Source organism: Nocardiopsis sp. CA-288880, from assembly GCF_050955985.1.
GTDB classification, from domain to species: domain Bacteria; phylum Actinomycetota; class Actinomycetes; order Streptosporangiales; family Streptosporangiaceae; genus Nocardiopsis; species Nocardiopsis tropica.
Map to the genome: position 1 here is coordinate 5,713,279 of NZ_CP192105.1, position 15,254 is coordinate 5,728,532.

Annotated in this window: 10 protein-coding genes and 3 tRNA genes; 6 read left to right on the forward strand and 7 right to left on the reverse strand. The window is 73.6% G+C overall.

Annotated elements, in window-relative coordinates; translation table 11 throughout:
• Positions 1-141: 141 nt before the first annotated feature.
• Positions 142-762, forward strand: a complete 621-nt coding sequence (locus tag ACQPYD_RS24755) for a TetR/AcrR family transcriptional regulator (protein WP_433697907.1) — start codon at positions 142-144, stop codon at positions 760-762.
• Between the two features lie 10 nt (positions 763-772).
• On the opposite strand, the gene ACQPYD_RS24760 is transcribed toward ACQPYD_RS24755, so the two are convergent.
• Both ACQPYD_RS24760 and ACQPYD_RS24765 read right to left on the reverse strand, forming a co-directional pair.
• Positions 773-2,698 (reverse strand): GDSL-type esterase/lipase family protein, encoded by a 1,926-nt coding sequence (locus ACQPYD_RS24760; RefSeq protein WP_433697908.1) that lies wholly within the window; start codon positions 2,696-2,698, stop codon positions 773-775.
• Positions 2,699-3,625: 927 nt separating this feature from the next.
• Positions 3,626-3,699, reverse strand: a tRNA-Ile gene (locus ACQPYD_RS24765).
• Positions 3,700-3,960: 261 nt separating this feature from the next.
• Between ACQPYD_RS24765 and ACQPYD_RS24770 the strand changes: the two genes are divergently transcribed.
• A complete protein-coding gene (locus tag ACQPYD_RS24770; RefSeq protein ID WP_433697909.1) occupies positions 3,961-4,950 on the forward strand; it encodes a malate dehydrogenase in 990 nt (329 codons plus the stop codon).
• 172 nt (positions 4,951-5,122) lie between these two features.
• Complete coding sequence (locus ACQPYD_RS24775; protein WP_433702126.1) at positions 5,123-7,615, forward strand: DEAD/DEAH box helicase; 2,493 nt, start codon at positions 5,123-5,125, stop codon at positions 7,613-7,615.
• 133 nt (positions 7,616-7,748) lie between these two features.
• Here the strand turns inward: ACQPYD_RS24775 and ACQPYD_RS24780 are convergent, their stop codons facing one another.
• Positions 7,749-8,219, reverse strand: a complete 471-nt coding sequence (locus tag ACQPYD_RS24780; protein ID WP_433697910.1) for a deaminase — start codon at positions 8,217-8,219, stop codon at positions 7,749-7,751.
• On the reverse strand, positions 8,216-9,001 hold the full coding sequence (locus ACQPYD_RS24785) for a RibD family protein (RefSeq protein ID WP_433697911.1): 786 nt from the start codon (positions 8,999-9,001) through the stop codon (positions 8,216-8,218). The genes ACQPYD_RS24780 and ACQPYD_RS24785 overlap by 4 nt, the downstream gene beginning before the upstream one ends.
• A gap of 615 nt (positions 9,002-9,616) precedes the next feature.
• Between ACQPYD_RS24785 and ACQPYD_RS24790 the strand changes: the two genes are divergently transcribed.
• Positions 9,617-10,504, forward strand: coding sequence for an SAM-dependent methyltransferase (locus ACQPYD_RS24790; protein ID WP_433697912.1), 888 nt, complete (start codon positions 9,617-9,619; stop codon positions 10,502-10,504).
• A gap of 225 nt (positions 10,505-10,729) precedes the next feature.
• Here the strand turns inward: ACQPYD_RS24790 and ACQPYD_RS24795 are convergent.
• Both ACQPYD_RS24795 and ACQPYD_RS24800 read right to left on the reverse strand, forming a co-directional pair.
• Positions 10,730-10,802: transfer RNA gene (locus ACQPYD_RS24795), tRNA-Asn, on the reverse strand.
• Positions 10,803-10,988: 186 nt separating this feature from the next.
• Positions 10,989-11,061 (reverse strand) — tRNA-Asn (locus ACQPYD_RS24800).
• A gap of 158 nt (positions 11,062-11,219) precedes the next feature.
• Between ACQPYD_RS24800 and ACQPYD_RS24805 the strand changes: the two genes are divergently transcribed.
• Positions 11,220-11,561, forward strand: coding sequence for a hypothetical protein (locus ACQPYD_RS24805; RefSeq protein WP_267945929.1), 342 nt, complete (start codon positions 11,220-11,222; stop codon positions 11,559-11,561).
• The gene (locus tag ACQPYD_RS24810; RefSeq protein WP_433697913.1) at positions 11,558-12,085 is read left to right on the forward strand and encodes a hypothetical protein; all 528 of its coding nucleotides are present in this window, start codon (positions 11,558-11,560) and stop codon (positions 12,083-12,085) included. Before ACQPYD_RS24805 ends, ACQPYD_RS24810 begins: the two co-directional genes overlap by 4 nt.
• On the opposite strand, the gene ACQPYD_RS24815 is transcribed toward ACQPYD_RS24810, so the two are convergent.
• Positions 12,082-15,072: an FAD-binding and (Fe-S)-binding domain-containing protein gene (locus ACQPYD_RS24815; RefSeq protein ID WP_433697914.1), complete on the reverse strand. Its 2,991-nt coding sequence runs from the start codon at positions 15,070-15,072 to the stop codon at positions 12,082-12,084. The genes ACQPYD_RS24810 and ACQPYD_RS24815 overlap by 4 nt on opposite strands.
• Positions 15,073-15,254: the final 182 nt, after the last annotated feature.

Consider the following 15,254-nt stretch of genomic DNA (forward strand, 5'->3'; position numbering starts at 1 on the left):
GGCCGTTCCCCGCCCCGTCGGGTTCCGCCGTTCCACGCCGCTTCCGGCAGCCCCGCGGATACCCTGGAAGGCGACGGACCCCTCGGGTGAAGACCGCGCACCCCTCTCCTTCCCTGCGCCCTCCCGACGACGAGAACCCCTATGACGGCCCACACCTCGCCCCGTGCGCTCCGAGCCGCCGCCCCGGTCCTGGACTGCGCCGCGCGCCTCTTCGCCCGGCACGGCCCGCGCGGACCGGGCGTGTCCGAGCTGATCCGCCGCATCGCCCTGGAGACCGGGGCGGACACGGCCGCCCTCCGCAGGGCGTTCCCCACCCGCACCGACCTGGCCTACGCCGTCGTGCTCAGGTCCGCGCACGAGCGGGTCGACGGCCAGCTGGCCGCGGACCGGCCGGACCTGCCCGCCGTCGAGCGCATGGCCTCGCTGGTCAGACTCCATGTGGAGACCGGCTGGCGGCACCGGGCCGCGTCGGCCCTGACACACGAGCTGCTGCCGGTGCTGCGGGCCGTCCACCCCGCGCGCCACAGGGAGGTCGGCTCCCTCCTGCGCCTCTACCGGGAGCACATGCGCGGGATCATCGAGGACGGCGCGGCCGCGGGCGCCTTCGCCGTGCGCGACCCCGGCCGGGCCGCCGACGAGGTGCTGGAGACCCTCGACTCGCTCCTGCACTGGTACGACCCGGATGCGGGGCTGAGCCTGGACGGCCTCGGCGCCGTCTACGTGGACCTGGTCGTCCACCACCACCTGGGCTCCCCCAGGTGAGGGGCGGGGCTCACCCGCCGATGAGCTGCTGGAGGTCCACCGACTCGGCCAGCGCCCGCAGTCCCGCGTCCCCGGGGTGGATGTGGTCACCGGAGTCGTAGGCGGGCAGGAGGCGGGCGGGGTCGGCCGGGTCGCGCAGGACCGCGTCGAAGTCCCACACCCCGTCGAACGGCGACGCCGGGTCACCGATCTGCGTGCGCAGGTAGGCGTTGACCTGCTGCCGTGCCTGCTCGACCTCCGGAGTACAGCGCCGCTCGCCCCCGCAGGGACCGAGCGTGGCCACGAACACCCGGACGCCGCGCGCCTCGGCAAGCCGGGCGATCTGGCCGAGCCCGCTGATCACCGCGTCCGGGGAGGTGCCCCAGCGGAGGTCGTTGATCCCCGCGAAGACGACCACGGTCTCCACGCCGCTCTGCGCGAACACGTCCCTCTGGACCCGGTGGACCATGGCGACCCCGCTGGGGTTGGTGGACACGCCCTCCCCCGGGTACCCGTCGGTGACCACGTGGTTCCCGGCCACGCCGACGTTGAGCACACCGGGGTTGAGCACACCGGGCTGTGCCGCGAGGCGTGTGCTCAGCACGTCCGGCCAGCGGCTGTGGGCGTCGCGGGTGGACCGCGTCCCGTCGGTGAGGGAGTCGCCGAAGGCCACGATCGCGCCGGGCCCGTCGGCGACCTCGATGCCGGTCAGGAACGGCCACTGCGCCACACGCCCGGTGAACGGCGCCCCGGTGGTGTCGAGCGTCTGGTCGCCGCTGCCGGGCTCGCTGCTGTAGTTGGTGTCCACCGCGGCGTAGTGCACGGGGGCCGCGGTCACCAGTTCGGGGAGGTGGAAGCTCACCAGGACGTCGGTGTGCGGCGGCAGGAGGATCTCCACCGGGTCGCTGAACACCTGTCCGCCCGCCGGGATGACGGTGTCGGCCCGTCCGTCGAAGGTGAGGGGGATCGCGGCCCCGCGTGTGCCGGCGGCGTCCCCCTGCAGCGCCAGCGAGGCGGCGCCCACCGTGACGGGCTCCGCGGCGAAGGTGTTGTCGAGGCGGATCCTGGCGACGTGCCCTCCGGCGGTGGTGCGGACCGACAGGCGCAGGGTCTGGTCCTGCCAGGGGCCGACCTCCAGGTACCCGGAGGTGGCCCGCGCCCAGGAGCCGGTCCAGCCGGAGGAGGGGCGGCCGTCCACGGAGAACAGGTGCAGGCGGCCCCCGTCCCCGTCCACCCGCGGCAGGACGACGTGGGAGACCTCCCGGGACGGGTCGACGGGCACGCTGCGCGCGTACAGGCGCACGGAGCCGAGGGTGGGGCTCGGCCCGCCGACGCCGGCGGAGTTGGCGTAGGGCAGCGAGAGCGCCGCGTCCCCCGCGGGCCCCTCGACCCAGTCGGGGACGGAGAGGACGAACTCCTGCTCCGCGCCGTCCGTGTAGACCACGCGGCCCGTCCCGTGGACCGCGGGGCCGCCACCGGCGCCGCCGGCCCGGGTGGCGGTGGCCAGGAAGGTGAGCGATCCGTAGCGGTCCTCGTCCAACCGGAGCAGCTGGCCGTCCGAGACCACGTGGTCGGGGCGCCCGGGGGCGTAGTCGGGGAGCTCGAGCTCGGTGCCCAGGAGCACCACCTCGCGGCCGGGCGTCCACCCGGCGGCGGCCAGGGCCTGCGAGGAGAGGCTGTTGCCCGCGCCGTCGAGGTCGACGTTGGCGGCGGAGTTGTCCCGGGAGATGCCGATCTCGTCCACGAGGCTGGCGAAGGGGGTGCCGACGGCCCGCGGCGCCGCCTGCTCCTGCCGGTCCTGGACTCCCGCGTCCCCGTCGCGCGAGGTCACGACGTAGAAGGCGGTCACGAGGACCGTCGCCACGAGGGCCGCCGCCGCGCCGCGGAGCAGGTGCGGGGCGAGGTCGTCACGTCTGCGGCGGTGCGCGCCGCGCCCCCCGGTCCCATCAGCGCCCAACGCTCGCCCTTCCCGATGAAGTTCCACCGACGTGTCGGACGACGCCGGGAGCACGGTGGTTGTGAGACGTGGGACACCTCTGCGCCCCGAACGGCCGCCAGTTTAGACGAGCCGTCCCCGCTCCCACGGTCGTTCGGAGCATGTTCCGGACCGCGCCTGTGGGCACTTCCGGGCGGTCCGGAGTCCGGGGGACACAGGGGTTCCCCGTCTCGCACGACACCCGCCCGGCGGCCGGACGGACGACGGGACCGGACGGCCCCTCTCCGAACGGTACGCAGAGGAAGCCGCATGAATGCGACATACGCGCCGGAAGTCCACGAAGTTCACCAGGACGGACACGGGTCCGCCCCCACCCCCTGCGGACGAGGGGGTTCTCCACCGGCCGAGGGCGGAGGGGCCCGGACCCGCGACCGGGGACCGGCGGGTCACGGACCGGCCGACCCCGACGAGCGCCCCGATGGCCGCACCTCGGCATTACCGCCACCGAGGATACCGGGATCTTCGACGCTTATCCCCACGGAACCCGCCACCATCGGACACACCCCGCCCCCCGGGGGCTCGCGGGAGCACGGAACCGGCTCCGTCGCACACGGGGCGGCCGGGACTGCTCCCCTCCCCGAAGGAGGGTTCGGCGCACCCGCCCCACTCCCCGTTCTCCGGGGCGCCCGGGGGATCGCCCGGCAGATACATGGACTAATCCCCCACAAGTAGCGGAATAGGTCTGATGCGGCCTTGATGTCCTACTTCGGATTTACGCGAGGTGCCCGGACGGGGCCGGGGCCGGGTTCGACGACTTCTGGGGCCCGAAACTCCAACGCGTATTCGGCGCGGCCACCCGGACGGAACCGCAGAAGTCCGTAGGGCACAAGAAAGCGCCGCTGGCCTGTATCCGCAGGTCGGCGGCGCTTTTGGTGTGCCTGGAGGGGGTAGGCCGGGCAGGACTCGAACCCGCGACCCAGGGATTATGAGTCCCCTGCTCTAACCAACTGAGCTACCGGCCCGCCGTCGTCGGCAAACGTCATCCTAACAGGGTGCGTCCGGCGTTTCCGCGCCGTAAATCCGTTACAGGACAGGCCCTGCCGGGACCGGGTGCGCGGGCGCGCCGCGAACACCGCACCTGGGTCCCGGGCCCCGAGGGGGCTCGGTCTAGGGTGGTGGAGTGCGGCGCGCGACTGGACGGACCCCAGCGCCCGGCACCGACGCCGCGTATGACCCGTTGGTAACATCGCGGGTCGCACATCGTCGTCAGGAGAGTTCACGCCATGTCCAAAGCACCCGTCAACGTCACCGTCACCGGCGCCGCCGGCCAGATCGGATACGCCCTCCTGTTCCGGATCGCGTCCGGCCAGCTGCTCGGCGCCGACACCCCGGTGAAGCTGCGTCTGCTGGAGATCCCGCAGGCCGTCAAGGCCGCCGAGGGCACCGCGATGGAGCTCGACGACTGCGCCTTCCCCCTGCTCCAGGGCATCGACATCTTCGACGACGCCGCCAAGGCCTTCGAGGGTGCCAACGTCGGCCTGCTGGTCGGCGCCCGACCGCGCGGCAAGGGCATGGAGCGCGGCGACCTGCTCCAGGCCAACGGCGGCATCTTCAAGCCCCAGGGCGAGGCGATCAACGCCGGCGCCGCCGACGACATCCGGGTACTCGTGGTCGGCAACCCGGCCAACACCAACGCCCTCATCGCCCAGAGCAACGCCCCGGACGTCCCGGCCGAGCGCTTCACCGCGATGACCCGCCTCGACCACAACCGCGCGCTCACCCAGCTCGCCAAGAAGCTCGGCGTGTCGATCAACGACATCAAGAAGCTCACCATCTGGGGCAACCACTCCGCCACCCAGTACCCGGACCTGTTCAACGCCGAGGTCGGCGGCGGCAACGCCGCCAAGGCCGTCGGCGACCAGGCCTGGCTGGAGAACGACTTCATCCCCACCGTCGCCAAGCGCGGCGCCGCGATCATCGAGGCCCGTGGCGCGTCCTCGGCCGCCTCCGCCGCCAACGCCGCCATCGACCACGTCTTCGACTGGGTGAACGGCACCCCGGAGGGCGACTGGACCTCCGCCGCCATCCCCTCCGACGGCTCCTACGGCGTGCCCGAGGGCCTCATCTCCTCCTTCCCGGTCGTGTCCCGCGACGGCAAGTGGGAGATCGTCCAGGGCCTGGAGATCGACGAGTTCTCCCGCGCCCGCATCGACGCCTCGGTCAACGAGCTCGTCGAGGAGCGCGACACCGTCCGGAAGCTCGGCCTCGTGTAGGACCGCTGAGGGCCGCAGGGCCGCTGACGGGCACGCTTCCCACGGGGGCGTGCCCGTCGCCGTGTACGGGCCGGCCGGGGCGCGCGGGGCGCCGCGGAGGGTCGGCGGGCGCCCGCCGCGTCCCGAAGGGGGTTCGGGAGCGGGCAGTATAGAGACTGTGAGTCTCATCGATGTGCTTCCGGCCGAACCAGAACCCGACTCCCTCTTCGAGGCGTTCGCTTTGTGGGCCGGGGAGCGGGGCCTCACCCTCTACCCGCACCAGGAGGAGGCCCTCATCGAGGTCGTCTCCGGGTCGAACGTCATCCTCAACACCCCCACCGGCTCCGGTAAGAGCATGGTCGCCACGGGCGCGCTCTTCGCCGCCCTGGCCCGCGACGAGTGCGCGTTCTACACCGCGCCCATCAAGGCGCTGGTGTCGGAGAAGTTCTTCGACCTGTGCAAGATCTTCGGCACCGAGAACGTCGGCATGATGACCGGCGACGCCAGCGTCAACGCCGACGCCCCCATCGTGTGCTGCACCGCCGAGGTCCTCGCCCAGATCGCGCTCGCCGAGGGCGCGAACGCGGACATCAACACCGTCGTCATGGACGAGTTCCACTTCTACGCCGAGCCCGACCGGGGATGGGCGTGGCAGGTGCCCCTGCTGGAGATGCCGCAGGCGCAGTTCCTGCTGATGTCCGCCACCCTGGGCGACGTCAGCCGGTTCGAGGAGGACCTGGAGAAGCGCACCGGGCGCACCACGGCCGTGGTCGCCTCCGCCGAGCGCCCCGTCCCCCTCTACTACGACTACCGGGTGACCCCGCTGCACGAGACGCTGGAGGAGCTGCTCCGCGACGGCAACGCGCCCGTGTACATCGTGCACTTCACGCAGGCGCAGGCCGTCGAACGCGCCCAGTCGCTGACCAGCATCAACATGTCCACCAAGGAGGAGAAGGCGGCGATCGCGGCGGAGATCGGCAACTTCCGCTTCACGACCAAGTTCGGCCGCAACCTCTCCCGGTACGTGCGGCACGGCATCGGCGTGCACCACGCCGGCATGCTGCCCAAGTACCGGCGCCTGGTCGAGCGGCTGGCCCAGGCGGGCCTGCTCAAGGTCATCTGCGGCACCGACACCCTGGGGGTCGGGGTGAACGTCCCCATCCGCACCGTGCTGTTCACCGCCCTCAGCAAGTACGACGGGGTGCGCGTGCGCCGCCTGCGCGCCCGCGAGTTCCACCAGATCGCCGGACGGGCGGGACGCGCCGGGTTCGACACGGTCGGCCACGTGGTGGCGCAGGCTCCCGAGCACGTCGTCGAGAACGAGAAGGCCCTGGCCAAGGCGGGCGACGACACCAAGAAGCGCCGCAAGGTGGTGCGCAAGAAGGCGCCCGAGGGGTTCGTCTCCTGGGACGAGGCGACCTTCAACAAGCTCATCGAGGCCGACCCCGAGCCGCTGGCCTCGCGCTTCCGGGTGAGCAACGCCATGCTGCTCAGCGTGATCGCCCGTCCGGGCAACTGCTTCACCGCGATGCGCCACCTGCTCACCGAGAACCACGACGACCGCCCCGCGCAGCGCCGCCACATCCACGAGGCGATCGCCATCTACCGGTCGCTGCTCGACGGCGGCATCGTGGAGACCCTGCCCGAACCCGACGACCAGGGCCGCACCGCCCGGCTCACCGTGGACCTCCAGGCGGACTTCGCGCTCAACCAGCCTCTGTCGACGTTCGCGCTGGCCTCGCTGGACCTGCTGGACAAGGAGTCGCCGACCTACCCGCTCGACGTGCTCACCGTCGTGGAGTCGACCCTGGACGACCCCAGGCAGATCCTCGGCGCCCAGCTCAACAAGGCCCGCGGCGAGGCCGTCCAGCAGATGAAGATGGACGGCATCGAGTACGACGAGCGCATGGAGCTGCTGGAGGAGGTCGACTACCCCAAGCCGCTGGAGGAACTCCTCCACCACGCCTACGAGGTCTACCGGCGCGGCCACCCCTGGGTGGGCGACCACCCGCTCCGGCCCAAGACCGTGGCCCGCGACATGTACGAGCGGGCGATGAACTTCGTCGAGTACGTCGGCCACTACGAGCTGGCGCGCTCGGAGGGCCTGGTCCTGCGCTACCTGGCCAGCGCGTACAAGGCGCTCAACCAGACGGTGCCCGACGACGCCAAGACCGAGGAGCTGCGCGACCTCATCGAGTGGCTGGGCGAGCTGGTCCGCCAGGTCGACTCCAGCCTGCTGGACGAGTGGGAGCAGCTGACCAACCCCGAGGAGGAGGCCCCGGAGGGGCAGGAGCCCGCCGAGGAGAAGGTGCGGCCGGTCACGGCCAACGCGCGGGCCTTCCGGGTGCTGGTGCGCAACGAGATGTTCCGCCGCGTCGAGCTGGCCTCCCGCCGCCGCTACGGGGACCTGGGCAAGCTGTCCCAGGACGGCGAGTGGAGCGGCGAGGAGTGGGCCGAGGCCGTGGAGGAGTACTTCGCCGAGCACGACGAGATCGGGACCGGACCCGACGCTCGCGGACCGAAGATGCTGCTCATCGAGGAGGAGACCGGTCTGTGGCGCGTGCGCCAGATCTTCGCCGACCCGGCCGGCGACCACGACTGGGGCATCAGCGCGGAGGTGGACCTGGCCGCGTCCGACGCGGAGGGCTACGCGGTCGTGCACGTGGTGGACGTCAACCGGCTGTGACCGCCGCCCCGGGCGTGCCCCCCCGGGGCGGCGGTCACGCCGGGGCCGGTCGGCGCCGAGGCCCCCTTGTGACGGGGGAACCGCGCCGCCGCCCGCCGCGCCGGCCCCTCTCCCCGCCCGTGGACGGCCCGGGTCAGCCGAGCAGGTGGGCGTTGACCTCCCGGACCCCCTGGGCGAGGTCGGGGCGCTCGACGACGGCCCTGCCCGCCGCCCGGAGCCGCTCGGCGCCGTCGCAGTCGACGAACAGGGCGGGCTCCCGCCAGGCGAACACCACGCGCGGGATCGGTGTGGTGAGGATGAGCGCGCTGCACGCCATCGGCCGGGAGGCCCGGGAGCTGCACGGCTCCAGCGACGAGTAGAGGGTGGCCCCGCGCAGACGGGGGTCGCCGGGGTCGGTCCCGCGCAGCGCGGCCTCCTCGGCGTGGTCGCGCGGGTCGTCCCTGCGTGAGTAGCCCTCGCCCAGGACCGTGCCGTCCCCGGCGACCACGACGCAACCGACCGAGAAGGCGGTGGCGGAGGGCGGGCACGACCGGGACAGCTCGACGGTCCGGCGGAGCCAGTGCGCGTCCGCGCCGCCCGCGGCCGGGGGCGGCCCGGGGGTCACCGGTCCTCCCCGCGGGTCCGGGGCACGCCCGTCCCGGCACTCCCGTCCGTCCCGGCCCGTCCTCCCCCGGCCTCCCTCTCCTGCGGGCCGCGGTTGTCGGGGCGGTAGCGCAGGACCGCGACGTCTCCCAGGGCCCTGGCCTCCACGAGGCGCATCGGCGCGGCGGAGGAGTACGGGTAGGCGCCGGGCAGGACGAAGCGCGGCGCGTCCTCCTCCCCCACGAAGAACGGGGCGACCGCCAGCCGGATCTCGTCCACCAGGCCCGACGTGAGGAACATGGTGTGGATGTGGCCGCCGCCCTCCACGAGCAGCCGGCCCACCCCGCGGTTCGCGAGGTCGGCCAGGACGGCCTCGGCGGTGGGCGGGCTTCCGGCGTCGACGACCTCGGCCGGCGGGTCCGAGGCGGGCCTGCCGGACAGGCCGGCCCTGGCGGCGTCCACTCCGGGCCCGCCGGTGTAGACGACCGCGCCGGCGTCACCGGTGGAGAAGAACCGGGCCCGGGGGTCGAACTCTCCGCTGCGGGTGACCAGGACCTTGAGCAGGTTCTCGGTGCGGCCCTCCCCGCGTCTGCGCGCGCGCAGGGCCGGGGAGCGTACGAGGAGCCGCGGATTGTCCGCACGCAGGGTGCCGGCCCCCACGAGGATCGCGTCGCATCCCGCGCGCAACTCGTCCACCTCGGCGAAGTCGGCCTCGTTGGAGAGGCGGAGCCGCTCCGGGGTGGTGTCGTCGATGCGCCCGTCGACCGACATGGCGCAGCTCAGGATGGTGTGGGGACGGTCCATGCCCCCAGGCTAGCGAGACGCCGGGACCCGGGGCGCACCGCCGCGACGGGAGCGGCCGCGCCGCCGGGACCGGAAGAGGCCATCCGGCGGTTCCGGCGGCGGATCGGGTTTCGGGCCCCGCTCCGGGGGAAGGCCCCCGCCGGGCGCTGTGCTCTTTTTCGACGGCGCAATCCGTTTGCGAAGTGTGCCGCATTCTTCTCCGCCTCCGTTGATTTCCGCAGGCAGTGGGCACGCACGATAAATGGGCGGTCGATTCGTAGTACTAATCCCTTATCCCGGACAGGCCGCGGGGAGCCCGGGGCGCCTGCGGCGGCGCTTCCCCCGGGTCCCTCCCGCGCGCCTCCGGAGCACCATCAGGATCGGGACCCTCCCGATAGCCCGCCGGGGCAGGGGTTGTAAGGAGCGAGCATCCTCCTTGATTCCTCACATAAAGGACATTACGCATATACGTCCTAGCCAACCCAAGTGTGCCGTAACGTACACGCCCGGTCGGCCCGGGGCCGCGCGGACGCCGTTTTTTACCACCCGAGTCCGTGACTCGGTTAACAACCACGTCAACCAGGAATAGAATCCAGGGGTCGACCAAACTTCCCCACCTCAGACAAGAGGACGGCGATGTCTCGATTCACTTCCCCCGATTTCCTGAGGCAGGCGGGGGGCAAAAACGTCCGGGCCAACCCCCCGCCCGCCGTCGACCTGGCTCGCCCGAGCCTGGCGCGGCTCCGCTCCTTCCACCTCAAGGGCAAGGACCACTTCGAGGTCGATCGCGACCTGGCGAGCAGGGCCGAACGCACCGCACCCGGTTTCCAGGACCTGGTCCTGGGTGAACGCGCCTTCCTCCAACGGGCCGTCCGACACCTCGCCGAGAGCGAGGGGATCCGGCAGTTCATCCACGTCGGCGCGGGCCTGCCCGCCCCCGGCGACCCCCACCAGATCGCTCAGGAGCACGCGCCGGGCGCACGCGTCCTCTACGCCACCGACGACCCCGTGGTGCTGACCCACCACCTGGCCCTGCTCCGCGACGGACACACCACCAGCGCGGTGCGGGCCGGCCTGACCACCCCGCGCAGGCTCCTGGACGACCCCGAGACCCGGGCGTTCCTCGACCTGGAGCGCCCCGTGGGGCTGCTGCTCACCGGGGTGGTCGCGCACACGTCCGACGCCGACGCCCCGGCCGAGCACATCGCGGCCCTGCGGGACTCCCTGGCGCCCGGCAGTCACATGGTCCTCAGCCACTACTGCCGTCCCGACCAGTCGTTCTTCCCCAAGGACTTCTCACGGGCCGAACAGCTGGAGAGGGTGTTCCTGGACCGGCTCGGTTCGGGCCGCTGGCGCACGCGCAAGGAGATCGAGGTGTTCTTCGAGGGCTGGGAGGTCCCCGAACCCGGTCTGATCGAGGTCCAGCGCTGGCGCACGCTCCCCGTGGCCCCGCCGGTCCCGGGCTGCTACCAGATGCCGCAGCGCAACCGGCGGCTCATCATCGGCGGCATCGGCAGGATCTGACCGCCTCCGCTCCCCCTGTCCCGCGCTGGAGCCGCCGGCCCGGCAGCGGGAGGGGGCCGCCCCGCAGGGCGGGAGGCGGCGGAGCACCAGGACGGACCCGTGTGTTTGGTCGACCCCGACACCGCGCGGCGAGTGTCCGCGGGGACCGCGTCGCGGCGGTCCCCCCGGAACGGTCCGTAACACGGAAGAGGGCCCCTCCCGTGGGAGGGGCCCTCTTCGTGTGGGCTCCCGCGATTGGACTCGAACCAATGACCTGCCGGTTAACAGCCGGCTGCTCTGCCAATTGAGCTACGCGGGATCGTGCGCCCCCGCGACCCGCGGGCCGTGGCGACAGGACAAGCCTAGCGCCTCCCCCGGGGTGCTCGCGACGTGTTTCCCGGGCTCCCGCGCCTCCCCGCGGGCCCCGCCCGCCGGGAGGCGGCCACGGGGTCCGGACATGCGGGAAGGGCCCGCCGGATCTCTCCGACGGGCCCTTCCCGGTACGCTCCCGCGATTGGACTCGAACCAATAACCTGCCGGTTAACAGCCGGCTGCTCTGCCAATTGAGCTACGCGGGATCGTGCGCCCCCGCGACCCGCGGGCCGTGGCGACACCACTAGCGTAGCGCCCCCGGAGAGTGCTCGTGACCGGTGTCGGCACGTGTGGCGGAGCGGCGACAGGGTAACGTGCCAGGCACGGAACACGCCGATCGTCTCCAAGGTCTGAAGAGGGACCCATGCGCTACCGGATCACGTTCGTCGCCGGACTCGCCATCGGATACGTCCTGGGCGCCAAAGCGGGCAGGGCCCGCTACGAGCAGCTCGCACGGACGGCCCGCAGGGTCGCGGACAGCCCCGTCGTCCAGGAGGTCGCCGGGCTCGTCGGCGCCCAGGTCGGCAACGCGGGTCGCACCGTCTACGACAAGACCGTGAACAAGATGCCGATCACGTCGCTGCGCGACTTCCTCGCCCGGCCCACCGACGAGGAGATCGAGCTCGTCGAGTGGGAGACCAGGGTGTCCAACGGCACCCAGCCCGGGAGCGGGCGCTCCGACGACGACGGGGCGGACCGCCCGTGACACTGTTCCGCCGCGGCGTCCCCGCGGGGGTCCGCGCCGGGCTGGAGCGGGGCGAGCGCGTGCTGGCGCACGCGCCCGTCGCCGTTCCGGCCGGGCGGGACGCCGGCGAGCAGGTGCTCGTCACCACCACGCGCGCCCTGTACCTGCCCGGCGGGCGGGCCGTGCCCTGGGAGGACATCGACCGGGCGAGCTGGACCCCCGACGCCTTCAGGTTCACGGAGGAGGGGGCGGGCGAGCACACGGTCCGCCTGCGCTCCGACCCGGCCGCCGACGGCGTCGACTACCGCCGCCTGGCGGAGACCGTCGCCGAGCGCGTCACCGCGACCATCCTGGTCAACCGCTTCGTGCCGTTCCCCGGCGCCGGATCCACCACCGGCTTCCGGCTGGTGGCGCGCCGTCCGCCCGGCGGCGCCGACGTGGACTGGCGCGTCCACCTGGGCGAGGGCGTCGACCCGGACGACCCGCGCCTGTCCGACGCCGTCTCCCGGGCGCTCTCGGCCCTGCACGACCAGATGGGCGTCTAGGAAGCGCCCTCCGGCGCGGCTCCGGGGCGGGGCGGGCGCCGGTCGAGCCCCCGGGCGAGGACCTCTGCCAGGTGCAGGGCCCTGCGCCCGGTGCCCTGCGCGATCTGGGTGCGGCAGCTGTAGCCGTCGGCGAGCACCAGCGTCTCCGGGGCGGCCTCCCGCACCCGGGGCAGCAGCTCTCGCTCCCCGATGGCCCTGGAGACCTCGTAGCGGCCCTCCGTGAACCCGAAGTCCCCCGCGAGCCCGCAGCAGCCCGAGTCCAGGACCTCCCCGTCGATCCCGGCCCTGGCGATGAGCGCGCGGTCGGCGTCGAACCCGATGACCGCGTGCTGGTGGCAGTGCACCTGGGCCAGCGCGGAGGCCGGCACCCGGGGCGGCTGCCAGTCCGGCGCGTACTCCTCCAGGAAGCCCGCCAGGGTGTGCACGGACGCGGCCACGCGCTCGCTCTCCGGTCCCGGCAGCAGCTCCAGCAGGTCGTGGCGGAGCGCCGCGGTGCAGCTGGGCTCCAGCCCCACCACCGGCAGCCCCTCCTCGACCAGCGGGGCCAGGGCGCGCACCGCGCGGCGCATGACGGCGCGCGCCACGTCGAGCTGCCCCGTGGACACCCATGTCAGGCCGCAGCACACCTGTCCCCGGGGCAGGACGACGGTGAACCCGGCGTCCTCCAGGACCCGCACGGCGGCGGCGGGCACGCCCGGGTTCATGTGGTTGCCGAAGGTGTCCGGCCACAGGACCACCCTCGGCCCCCCGCGGCGCGCCTCCCCCCGGGCGGCCCGGCGGCGGAAGGCGCGGGTGAAGGTGGTGCGGGCGAACGACGGCAGGTCGCGCTCGGCCGCCACGCCGGCGACCCTCTTCGCCAGGCGGGAGACCCCCGGCAGCCGGGTGGCGCGGTCGGCCTCGGCCGGGGCCAGGGCCGCCATCCTCGCCCAGAGCGGCAGCCAGCCCATCGAGTAGTGGGCGGCCGGACGCACCCGGCCGCGGTAGTGCTGGTGAAGGAACTCGGCCTTGTAGCTCGCCATGTCCACGTTGACGGGGCAGTCGCTCAGGCACCCCTTGCAGGACAGGCACAGGTCGAGGCTCTCGCGCACCTCCTCCGAGCGCCACCCGTCCGTGACGACCTCGCCCCTGGCCATCTCGAACAGCAGGTGGGCGCGGCCCCGCGTGGAGTGCTTCTCCTCCTGGGTGACCTGGTAGCTGGGGCACATGACGCCCGGTCCGGACTGGCGGCGGCACTTGCCGATCCCGGAGCAGCGGCGCAGCGCGCCGGCGGGGTCTCCTCCGTCGTCGCCGTAGGCCAGGGTCGCCTGGGACAGGAGCGGCAGCGGTGTCGCGTCCCGTCCCGGGGACGCCTGCCGGGACGGGTGGGACGGGACGGTGTCGGCGGCCACCCGGATGTCGGCGTCGAGCGGGAGGGGGTCGACGATGATGCCGGGGTTCATGAGGCCGGCGGGGTCCCAGACGCGCTTGAACTCCCCGAAGGCGCGGATCAGCCCCTCGGGGTACATGCGGGCCAGGAGTTCGGACCGGGCCTGGCCGTCGCCGTGCTCGCCGGACAGGGATCCGCCGTGCCGGACCACCGTGTCGGCGGCCTCCTCCATGAACGCCCGGTACTCCCGCCGGCCGCGCTCGTGGGTGAGCTCGAAGTCGATGCGCACGTGGAGGCAGCCGTCGCCGAAGTGTCCGTAGACCACCCCGAACCGGCCGTGGCGCTCCATGAGGGCGTCGAAGTCGCGCAGGTAGGCGCCGAGGTTCTCCGGCGGGACCGCCGCGTCCTCCCAGCCCGACCAGGCGTCCGCCCCTGCGGGGGTGCGCTGGGTGAGCCCGGCGCCCTCCTCGCGGATGCGCCAGAGCGCCCTCTGGTGGGCCGGGTCGGAGACGACGCCGGCGTCCTGGGGGCGGGAGTCCCGGGGAAGGCCGGCGAGCATGCGGTCGGCGGCCTCCGCGGCTGCGCCGGGGTCCGGCCCGGCGATCTCCACCAGGAGCCAGGCGCCGCCCTCGGGGAGGGGGACCCGGGCGCGGGAGCCGTGCAGGTCCAGGGCCGCGACCATGCGGTCGTTGATGCCCTCGACGGTGAGCGGGGCGTGGCCGAGGAGGTCGGGGACCGCGTCGGCGGCCGAGGCGGCGTCCGGGTAGCCGAGGACCGCCAGGGCCCGGGCGGGCGGCGACTCGACGAGGCGGACCGTGGCGCCGAGGACGAACGCGCAGGTGCCCTCGGTGCCGACGAGCGCGGCGGCGACGTTGCGGCCCTTCTCCGGGAGCAGCCGGTCCAGGGCGTAGCCGGAGACGCGGCGCCGGAACTCGGGCATGGCGGTGCGCAGCTCGGCCCGGTGCGCGTCGACGAGGCGGGCCAGGGCGGTGTGGATCTCCCCCTCGCGCCCGGGCCGCCGGGTGAGGGCCTCGAACTCCTCCGCGGTGTCGGAGGAGCCGACGGTGAGGCGGGTGCCGTCGCTGAGCAGCAGGTCGAGGGAGACGATGTTGTCGGCGGTGGTCCCCCAGGCCACGGAGTGGGAGCCGCAGGCGTTGTTGCCGACCATGCCGCCGATGGTGCAGCGGCTGTGGGTGGAGGGGTCGGGCGCGAAGGTCAGCCCGTGTTCGGCGGTGGCGGCGCGCAGGTCGTCGAGGATGACGCCGGGCTGCACGGTGGCGGTGCGGGCCTCGGGGTCGATGTGCTCGATGGCGCGCAGGTGGCGGGAGGTGTCGATGACGACGCCGGTGCCGATGGCGTTGCCCGCGATGGACGTGCCGCCGCCCCTGGGGACGACGGGTACGCCGTGCGCCGCGCAGGCGCGGACGGCCGCCACGCAGTCGTCGACGGTCTCGGGCACGACCACCGCGAGGGGGACGCGCCGGTAGTTGGAGGCGTCGGACGTGTAGAGGGCGCGGGTGCCCGCGTCGAAGGAGACCGTGCCCCGGATGCTGCTCTCCAGGTCGCGGCGGAGTCCGGCGACGTCGGTTCGGGCGCTGGTACTGCTGTGCGGGTCGGCCATGGTGCCCAGGGTGGCGCGGCCGGTGGCGGCCCCGCAACCGTGCCGCGCGGATCCGTGTCGGCGGGGACGGGCCCGCGGGCGGAGTCCGGGGGGAACCGGGAACGGCGGCGGGACGGGGTCTCAGGGGGGCCGGGCCGGCACGCGGACGGCGGACCGCAGAGGGCGGGGCAGAGCCCGGCTGC